Below are 8,970 nucleotides of genomic sequence, written 5' to 3' on the forward strand. Positions count from 1 at the left end.
ACCTGGTCCTGCGCCGCGCCCGCGTCCACACCGTCGACCCCGACCTGCCCGAGGCCGAGGCGCTCGCCGTCTCGGGCGGCCGGATCGTCTGGATCGGCGACGACGCCGACGCCGAGGCCTGGACCGGCCCCGACACCGAGGTGCTCGACGCCGCCGGGCGCCTGGTCACGCCCGGCTTCATCGACGCCCACAACCACGTCCGGCTCGGCTCCGACGACGCCTGCGTGCAACTCGCCGCCGCCCGCACCCTGGAGGAGATCCACCACCGCATCCGGACCTGGCACGCCGCCCACCCGGACGCCGAGTGGATCGAGGCCGAGGCGTTCGACTACTCGGCCATCGGCGGCGGCCGGATGCCGACCGCCGCCGACCTCGACCCGGCCACCGGAGACACCCCCGCCCTCGTCCTCAGCTACGACGTGCACACCGCCTGGCTCAACACCGCGGCCCTGCGCCGCCTCGGCGTCACCGCGGACCGCACCGACCTGCCCTTCGGCCGGGCCGCCACCGACCCGGCCACCGGCGAACCCACCGGCTTCGTCACCGACTTCGCCGTCAAGGGCCTCTCCCGCGACGGCCACCGGGCGCTGCGCGAACTCGGCCTGCCCTGGGCCTCGCCCGAGCGCCAGTACCGGCGCCTGGCCCGCAGCCTGGACGACGCCATCGGTTTCGGCATCACCACCGTCGTCGAACCGCAGAACTCCCTGGACGACCTGGAGCTGTTCGCCCGCGCCCGGGCCGAGGGCAGGCTGCGCTCCCGGCTCACCGCCGCGCTGTTCCACCCGCGCGGCACCACCGACGCCGACCTGGACGACTTCGCCGACGCCGCCCGGCGGCTGGACGACGACCGGCTGACCGTCGGACCGCTCAAGCTCTACATCGACGACGTCGTCGAGCCCCGCACCGCCGCCCTGCTCCAGCCCTACACCGGGTGCGGGCAGCACCGCGGCGAGACCTTCTACCCGCCCGAGGAGTTCGCCGGGCTGCTCGCCAAGCTGGACGCCCGCGGCTTCCAGTGCTTCGTGCACGCCACCGGCGACCGCGGCATCCGCACCGTCCTGGACGCCGTCGCCCACGCCCGGGCCCTCAACGGCCCGCGCGACGCCCGCCACCAGGTGGTGCACGTCGAGTGCCTGGACCCGGCCGACGTGCCGCGCTTCGCCGAGCTGGGCGTCGTCGCCTGCATGCAGCCGCGGCACTGCGCCCCGGAGATCGCCGGCCCCGGCCAGGACTGGGCGGAGAACGTCGGCCCCGAGCGCTGGCACAAGGCGTGGCCGATGCGCAGCCTGCACCGGGCCGGCGCGGTGCTGGCCTTCTCCAGCGACTGGAACGTCGCCGAGATGGACCCGATGGTCGGCCTCTACACCGCCGTCACCCGCCGCCCGCTCGGCGGCGGCGAGCCCTGGCAGCCCGAGGAGACCGTGGACGTGGAGACCGCCGTGCACGGCTACACCATGGGCTCCGCCTACGCCAACTTCCTGGAGCACGAGCGCGGTTCGCTCACCGTGGGCAAGGTCGCCGACTTCGTCGTCTGGTCCCGTGACGTGCTGCGCTGCGCGCCCGAGGACATCCCCGGCACCGTCGCGCGGACGGTCGTCGTCGGCGGCGAGGTGGTGCACACCGCCTGAGCCGCCGCCCCCGGCCGCCCGACGCCCTCAGGAGGAGGGCGTCGGGGACGGCTTCGGCGCCTTCGCCGCCGTGGGCGAGATCGTGTACACGTGCTCGGGGCTGACCACCTCGGTGACCGCCCCCGCGACCACGGTGCTCGGTTCCTGTCCGCCCGGGGCCGGGTTGTCGGTGTTGAGCACCACCACCATGGTGGCCTGCGCCTCGGGCAGATAGACCGTCACCGACTCGTAGCCGGGCAGCGAGCCGTTGTGCCCGATCCAGCCGTCGGTGAGGAAGACGCCCATGCCGTAGCCGATGCCGGGGGCGAACGTGGTGCGCGGCACCAGGCGCTCGGCCTGTGTGCGCGGCTCCAGCAGCGTTCCGGTGGCCAGGGTGCGCGCCCAGGAGCGCAGGTCGTCCACCGTGGAGATCATCGCGCCGGCCGCCCATGCCCAGGACGGGTTCCAGTCGGTGGCGATCTCCTCCCTCGACGCGCCGTCGTTGTCGGTGTACCCCTGGGCGTGCGGTTGCGGGAAGCCCGCCCCGGCCGGCAGGAAGGTGTCCGGCAGTCCGGCCGGCCCGGTGACGTTCTCACGCAGGAAGTCGCGCAGCGGCTGCCCGGAGACCTTCTCCACCACCAGACCCAGCAGGATTAGATTGGTGTTGCAGTACTCCCACCCCGCCCCGGGCTGGAAGCCGACAGGGTGCTTGAAGGCGTAGTCCAGGAGCTGCCGCGGGGTCAGCGCCTGGCGGGGGTGGTCCAGCAGCTGCTTCCCGAAGGCCGCGTCCTCGGTGTAGTTGAACAGTCCGCTGCGCATGTCGGCCAGGTCCCGCAGGGTGATCCTCCCGCCGTTCGGCACCCCGTCCACGTACTTCCCGACGGGATCGTCCAGCTTCAGCGCGCCCCGGTCGACCAGTTCCAGCATCGCGGTGACCGTGAAGGTCTTGGTCTCGCTGCCGATCCGGGTGTTGAAGTCCGTGCGCATCGGCGCCCCGGTGGCCTTGTCCGCGACCCCGTAGGCGCGCACGTACTCGCCCTTTCCCGGCGCGGACAGGGACACGATCGCCCCCGGCGCCCCGGCCTCCTTCAGCGCCCCGCGGACGGCCGCGTCCACCTCGGCGCGTACCTGCGGCGTCAGTGAACGGAACGCGCCGTCCGACGACGGCGAGGGCTGCACCTCGGCGGGCCCGGCGGCGAGGACGCCCGGCCGGGCCTGCGCCGCGTACGCCGCGCCGGTCGAGGCCGGCAGCGCCAGCGCCGCCACCAGAGCCGCACCGGTGCACACGTCACGTCGACGGGATCGCGAACCGCCCATGGGGAACCTCCCTGCGGAGAGGAGCCGCTGATGAACAGTCTAGATTCGTCCCGGTTCATCCGCATGGCCGAACGCACCCGCGGCCGCCCGGGTCAGCGCCCCTTCCGCAGCACGTCCTCCAGCCAGTCGAAGACCCGCTGGTCGAACCGGGAGCGGTTGGCGGTCTCGCAGTGCCCGCCGGTGCCCTCCTCGGCGGCGAACCGCGTGAACGCCTTCGGGCACTCCAACGCCTCGTACAGCTTCCCGGCCGCCGCCCCGGTCGGATCGCCCTCGGCGGCGACGACCAGCGTCGGGCAGGTGATCCCGGCCACCCGGTCCGAGAGCCGGTAGCGGTAGGTCTCCAGGACGTACTCGCCCACACTGCGCAGCCCGTGCACCCACAGCGCGCGCTGCACGAACTTCCAGCGCAGCACCGGGTCCTCGGCGAAGAACGACAGATACGGGTCCAGCTCCGCGGCCGCCACCTCGGGCAGCCTGGCCCGCAGCTCCTCCGGGATCGGCAGCAGCGGCCCGAAGACGTCGAACAGGTCCCACTGCCCGGGGTCGGCCACCAGGGCCGCCGCCCGCGGCTCGCCGCTGACGCCCCGCGGGGCGAGATAGCCGCCGAAGCTCCAGCCCATGACGGCGATCCGCTCCCCGTCCACCTCCGGGCGGCCGGTGGCCGCGTCGAAGACCGCGTTCAGCACGTGCTCCCAGTCCGGGCGCATCACCAGTCCCTGCTTGACCAGCGCCCGGCCCTGCCCGGGGCCGTCCACCAGCAGGCAGGCCATGCCGCGGCGCACCGCCGGGACGGCGTGCGCCCAGTACATCTCGTGCACGGAGCCGTCGTAGCCGTCGACCGCGACCAGCGTGGGCAGCGGCCCGCTCGCCCCGGCCGGCAGGCACAGGAACCCGGGCAGGGTGGTGTCCTCGTACGGGATCTCCACCGCCCGCACCGGGTGCGCGGCGTACTCGGCGAAGCGCCGGAAGCAGTGCTCCTGCCGGTCGAAGGCGTCCACCAGCCGCGGGTCGACGGGCGCGCCGAACAGCGGGGCGTACGCGATGCGGTGGTAGGTGGCGGCACGGGCGTACGCCTCCCGGGCGCTGACCGGGTGGCCGGCGAGCGCGCTGCGGTCGGCCCAACCCTCCACCGTCGCGGCCGTCGCCGACCACGCGTCGAACCAACTGCCCACGTCCCCGGGGACGACGCGGGTCAGCGTCCGTTCGATCTCGCCCAGCTCCGCACCGCCCCGGGTGGCGGGCAGCAGCGCGCGTTCGGCGCACATCTGGAACAGCGGATCGTCGATGAGACGGGGCACGGCGACGACTCCCTTCGGCGCCCCCCTCTCCCCTCCTCATCGTCCGCCACCACCCGCGCGGCCACCACTCGTGCCGGCGCGGGCGGCCCCCGCGATCGGCTCAGTCCCCGTGGTGCGGGCCCTCCGGGCCGTGCACGGGGGCCAGGTCGGCCAGGCCGGAGGTGGTCAGCACCGGGGCGAGCAGCGCCGGGGCGATCAGCTCGATGCGGTCGGCGTGCGCGAACAGCACGCTCAGGCCGGCACTGTCCAGGTACTCCACGGCCGTGAGGTCCACCACCAGATGCCCGGGCGTGGTGTCGAGGGCGTCGGCGAGGGCGTCGGTGTTGCTCATGTCGATCTCGCCCGCGGCCTTCAGGACGGCGGTGCCGTCCGGCCGGGTCCCGGCGGTGAGGGTGAGCGGTGTGGTCATCAGGCGATCCTCGTGTGCATGTCGACGGTGGTGCCGGCCGGGCCGGGGGTGATCGTGACCTGCTGCATCATGGCCCGCATCAGCGTCACCCCGCGCCCCCGGTGCGCGCTGGCCTCCGGGGTGGGCACGCGCCAGCGGCCGCTGTCGGCGACGGTGAGGCGCAGCCGGTCCACGGACGCCTCGGCGCGCAGCCACACCGGCTCGCCGGGGGCGTTGCGGTGACCGTGCTCGATGGCGTTGGCGCACGCCTCACCCGCGGCGACCAGCACGTTCTGCGCGGTGCGCGGGGGCAGGTCGCACTTGTCCAGCCAGCTCCGCAGCGCCCGGCGCACCGGGGCGAGCTGCCCGGACTCGGCCGGGAAGCTCATCTCCAGCGGCGCGGGGTGGCGGTACAGCAGCAGGGCGACGTCGTCGTCGTAGCCCCCGGCCGGCGCCAGCTTGGCCATCACATCGCTGGCCAGGTCGTCCACCGCCGACTCCCGCCCCTGCTGCACGGCCTCACTGGCCTGGTCGATCCCGGCGGTCAGCGACCGCCGCCGGCGCTCCACCAGACCGTCGGTGTACAGCATCAGCGTGGCCCGGGCCGGCACCGTGCACTCGCCGTCCGGCCGGGTCCGCCCGGGGCGGACCGCCAGCGGGATGGAACGCCCCTGGTCCAACAGATCGGTGGTGCCGTCGGGGTGGGTGAGGATGCCCGGCGGATGGCCCGCGCTGGAGTACACCAGGCGGCCGGACTCGGGGTCCAGGACCCCGCAGAACACCGTGGAGCAGGCCGCCCCGGGCACGCCCGCCGCGAAGTGGTCCAGCGCGGTCAGCGTGCCCGCCGGGTCAGGGTCCTGGAGCAGCAGCGCCCGGCAGGCGCTGCGCAACTGGCCCATCACGGCGGCCGCCGCCAGGCCGCGGCCCACGCAGTCGCCGACGACGATCCCGATCCGCCCGTCCGGCAGGGGGATCGTGTCGTACCAGTCACCGCCGACCTCCAGCGGCCGGGTGGCCGGCTCGTAGCGAACGGCGAACCCCTCGGGCAGCCGGGACGGACCCAGGATGGCCCGCTGGAGCGCCAGCGCGGTCTCCCGCTGCTGCTCGATCTGGTGCACCCGCGCCAGCGCCTGGGCCAGATGCCCGGCCAGCAGCGACAGCAGCAGTTCGTCCTCGCCGCTGAACGGCCGGGACGCGCCCAGGTCGATCCACAGCGCCAGCCTGCCCTGCGGGTGCTCCAGCAGGATGCCGGCCCCGGCCGGCCCGGCGGCCGGGGTGAGCGCCGGGCGCTCCCGCAGCCCCTCCAGGGGGCGGCGCAGCCGCTCCGGCAGCTCCGCCCACGACCCGGCCTCGCCGCCGGCGCTGGTCAGCCGCGGCTCACCGCCGCCGTGGAACACCGCCGCCAGCACGTCGGAGGCCCGCCACAGCTCCCGCAGCTCGGCCAGCGCCCCGGCCAGCGCCTCCGGCAGCCCGGTCGCCTCCGACAGGCGCATGCTCAGCGAGGCCAGCGCGGAGTCCCGCTGGATGGCGTAGTGCTCGGCGGTGACGTCCCGGAAGGTGCCCACGGTGACGGTCCGCCCGGTGTCCGGGTCGGTCGCCTGGTTGAAGGAGGCGCTCGCCCACACCCGGTGCCCGTCGCGGTGGGTGACCGGGATGGTGTAGCCGCCCTGGGAGCTGCCCAGCAGCATGGAGAACGCGTCGGCGACCTGCCGGTGCGCCTCCGGGTCGGCTTCGGCGTCCGGCCACCAGGGGTGCACCGGAGCGTAGGGCAGGTCCTCGGGCCCGTAGCCGAGGATGTCGGTGAACGCGGTGTTGATCTCCACCACCGCCCCGTCCTCGTCGCAGACGAAGAACGCCTCCTGCAACGAGTCGATCAGCGCGGTGCGCCAGCGGGCGTGGTGCCCGCGCAACTTCGCCAGCTCCACGTTGGCCCGGACCCGGGCCAGCAGCTCGGCCGCCGCGAACGGCTTGACCAGGTAGTCGTCCGCACCCGCCGCGAGGCCCTCGATGGACGCCTCCTGCCCGGCCCGCGCGGACAGCAGCAGCACCGGGACGGCCGCGGTCCGCGGGTCCGAGCGCAGGGCGGCCACCATGGCCAGACCGTCCAGACGCGGCATCATGACGTCGCTGACCACCATGTCCGGGGCGTCCCGGCGGATCGCGTCCAGCGCCTCACGCCCGTCGCCCACGGCCTCCGTGCGGTAGCCGGCCCCGCGCAGCAGCCGCACCAGGTACTCCCGCATGTCCGCGTTGTCGTCGGCGACCAGCACCCGCGCGGGCGCCACCGGTCCGGCCGCCGGGGCGGGCTGCGGCTCCGCGCCGGACTCCCCGCCGGGCAGCCAGCGCAGCGCCTCCTCCACATAGGGCGCGGCGCTCGCCGGCGCGATGCCGCTCACCGCGCCGCCGCCCGGCGCGAGCGCGTCGGCCGGCAGATGGGCGGCGCCGAACGGCAGCCTGATCAGGAAGCGGGTGCCCTCGCCCTCGGTGCTCTCGGCGGCGATGGCTCCGCCGTGCAGCCCCACCAGCTCGCGCACCAGCGCCAGCCCGATGCCGCTGCCCTCGTTCGACCGCGCGCGGGCGTTCTCGATGCGGTGGAAGCGCTCGAACAGGCGCGGCATCTCCGCCGCCGCCACCCCGATCCCGGTGTCCTCGATCGTGACGACCGCCTGGCCGGCCTCGGCCCGCACCGCCACCCGCACCGACCCGTCGAAGGTGAACTTCAGCGCGTTGCTCAGCAGATTGAGGACGATCTTCTCCCACAGCCCGCGGTCCACGTACACCGGCTCGGCCAGCGGCGGGCAGTCCACCGCGAACTCCAACCCGGCCCGCTCCATCGCCGAGCGGAACACGCTGGCCAGCTCCGCCGTCGCCGCGGCCAGCTCCACCGGCTCGAAGGTGGCCTGCATCCGGCCCGCCTCGATCCGGGAGAAGTCCAGCAGCGTGTTCACCAGCTTGCCCAGCCGCAGTCCGTTGCGGTGGATCACGTCCAGTTCCTCACGGGCCCGCTCGTCGGCGGCCCCGTACCGCTCCCGCAGCTCCTCCAGCGGGCCCATGATCAGGGTCAGCGGTGTGCGGAACTCATGGCTGATGTTGGAGAAGAACGCCGTCTTCGCCCGGTCCAGCTCGGCCAGCTCCTCGGCCCGCCGCGCCTGCGCCTCGTAGTTGCGGGCGCTCGCCACCCCGGTCGCCAGATGCCCGGCGGCCAGCTCCAGGAAACCGCGGTAGGTGTCGTCCAGCGGCCGGTAGCGGTTGAGCCCGGCCACCAGGAAGCCGTACGGGGCGCTGCCCTGCTGGAGCAGCGGCGTCACCAGGGCCCGCACCGGCGGCTCGGGCCACTCGCCGCACGGCAGCCCGGCGAACGGCTGGCCCGTCAGCTCCACGACTACCGAGCCGTCCTCGGCCGGCTCGCGCACCGGCCACACCCCGCCCCCGGCGGCGTCCAGGACCGGTGGCGCGGCCGGATGCCCGGCCGGCAGCCCGGTCGTCCCGGCGAGCCGCGCCGAGCCGTCCTTCTCGTACAGGTAGGTGAGGGCGAACGGCAGGTCGCGCGGGTTGCGGGAGAGCTGCCGGCCGGCGAACGCCAGCATCTCCTGCTCGGTGCGGACCGCGCTGGGGTCCGAGCCGAGGCCCCGCAGGGTGTCCATCCGGCGCTCGCTGATGACCCTCTCGGTGACCTCGCTGACCACGCACAGCATGCCGACGACCTCGCCGTGGTCGTCGCGCAGCGGGCTGTAGGAGAAGGTGTGGTAGCTCTCCTCGGGGTAGCCGGAGCGCTCCACGAAGAGCAGCAGGGCCTCGTCCCAGGTGGCCTGGCCGGTGCGCAGCACGGTCTCGATGCGCGGACCGATGTCCGGCCAGATCTCCGCCCACACGTCACCGGCGGGCCGGCCCAGCGCCCAGGGGTACTTGTCGGCCAGGGTGTCGCGGCGGTAGGAGGCGTTGCAGAAGAACGTCAGCTCCGGGCCGTACGCCATCCACATCGGGAAGCGCGAGGAGAGCAGGATGCTCACGGCCGTCCGCAGGCTCTGCGGCCAGCCCTCCGGCGGTCCCAGCGGGGTGGCCGCCCAGTCGACCGCGGCGAGATCGCGGCCCACCTCGCGGTCGGCGGCGAACACGCCGTCGGCACAGCCGTCCGGCGGCCCCTGCCCGGCGTCCATCGAACGCGTCACTCGACACCCTCTCGTCCAAGCCGGCCCGTGGCACGCCTGCGCGGCCGGCGCGTGGAGCGCTGCATCCCCCGGCGCCCCCGGCCCCGTGCCGCACGGCCCTCACCGTGCCGCCCTGCGGGCCGCCCCCGGCCGGCCGTCGCGACGCGCCGGGCCGCGGTGGCGCGAACCGTAGGATAAGCCCCCCGGTCCCC

At 74.8% G+C, this 8,970-nt stretch carries 5 protein-coding genes; 1 reads left to right on the forward strand and 4 read right to left on the reverse strand.

Annotated features, from left to right (window positions below; genetic code table 11):
* The first annotated feature begins 2 nt into the window (after window positions 1–2).
* Window positions 3–1,628: an amidohydrolase gene (locus C6N75_RS17100; RefSeq protein ID WP_258177464.1), complete on the forward strand. Its 1,626-nt coding sequence runs from the start codon at window positions 3–5 to the stop codon at window positions 1,626–1,628.
* A gap of 27 nt (window positions 1,629–1,655) precedes the next feature.
* Here the strand turns inward: C6N75_RS17100 and C6N75_RS17105 are convergent, their stop codons facing one another.
* From C6N75_RS17105 to C6N75_RS17120, 4 genes are all read right to left on the reverse strand, one after another.
* Entirely contained in the window at window positions 1,656–2,924 is a 1,269-nt protein-coding gene (locus C6N75_RS17105; RefSeq protein ID WP_105869772.1) for a serine hydrolase domain-containing protein, read from the reverse strand.
* A gap of 92 nt (window positions 2,925–3,016) precedes the next feature.
* Complete coding sequence (locus tag C6N75_RS17110) at window positions 3,017–4,222, reverse strand: alpha/beta hydrolase family protein (protein ID WP_105869773.1); 1,206 nt, start codon at window positions 4,220–4,222, stop codon at window positions 3,017–3,019.
* 100 nt (window positions 4,223–4,322) lie between these two features.
* Window positions 4,323–4,631: an STAS domain-containing protein gene (locus tag C6N75_RS17115; RefSeq protein WP_105869774.1), complete on the reverse strand. Its 309-nt coding sequence runs from the start codon at window positions 4,629–4,631 to the stop codon at window positions 4,323–4,325.
* Window positions 4,631–8,767 carry a SpoIIE family protein phosphatase gene (locus C6N75_RS17120; RefSeq protein WP_105869775.1) on the reverse strand — a complete coding sequence of 1,379 codons (4,137 nt, stop codon included), beginning with the start codon at window positions 8,765–8,767 and terminating at the stop codon, window positions 4,631–4,633. Before C6N75_RS17120 ends, C6N75_RS17115 begins: the two co-directional genes overlap by 1 nt.
* Window positions 8,768–8,970 lie beyond the last annotated feature (203 nt).

The organism is Streptomyces solincola, assembly GCF_002982015.1.
Taxonomy (GTDB): domain Bacteria; phylum Actinomycetota; class Actinomycetes; order Streptomycetales; family Streptomycetaceae; genus Streptomyces; species Streptomyces solincola.

What these genes read in the sequence shown, in the direction of transcription:
- C6N75_RS17105 (WP_105869772.1), bottom strand. Translation starts at nt 2,924, where the DNA reads ATGGGCGGTTCGCGATCCCGTCGACGTGACGTGTGCACCGGTGCGGCT.
- C6N75_RS17120 (WP_105869775.1), bottom strand. Translation starts at nt 8,767, where the DNA reads ATGGACGCCGGGCAGGGGCCGCCGGACGGCTGTGCCGACGGCGTGTTC.
- C6N75_RS17115 (WP_105869774.1), bottom strand. Translation starts at nt 4,631, where the DNA reads ATGACCACACCGCTCACCCTCACCGCCGGGACCCGGCCGGACGGCACC.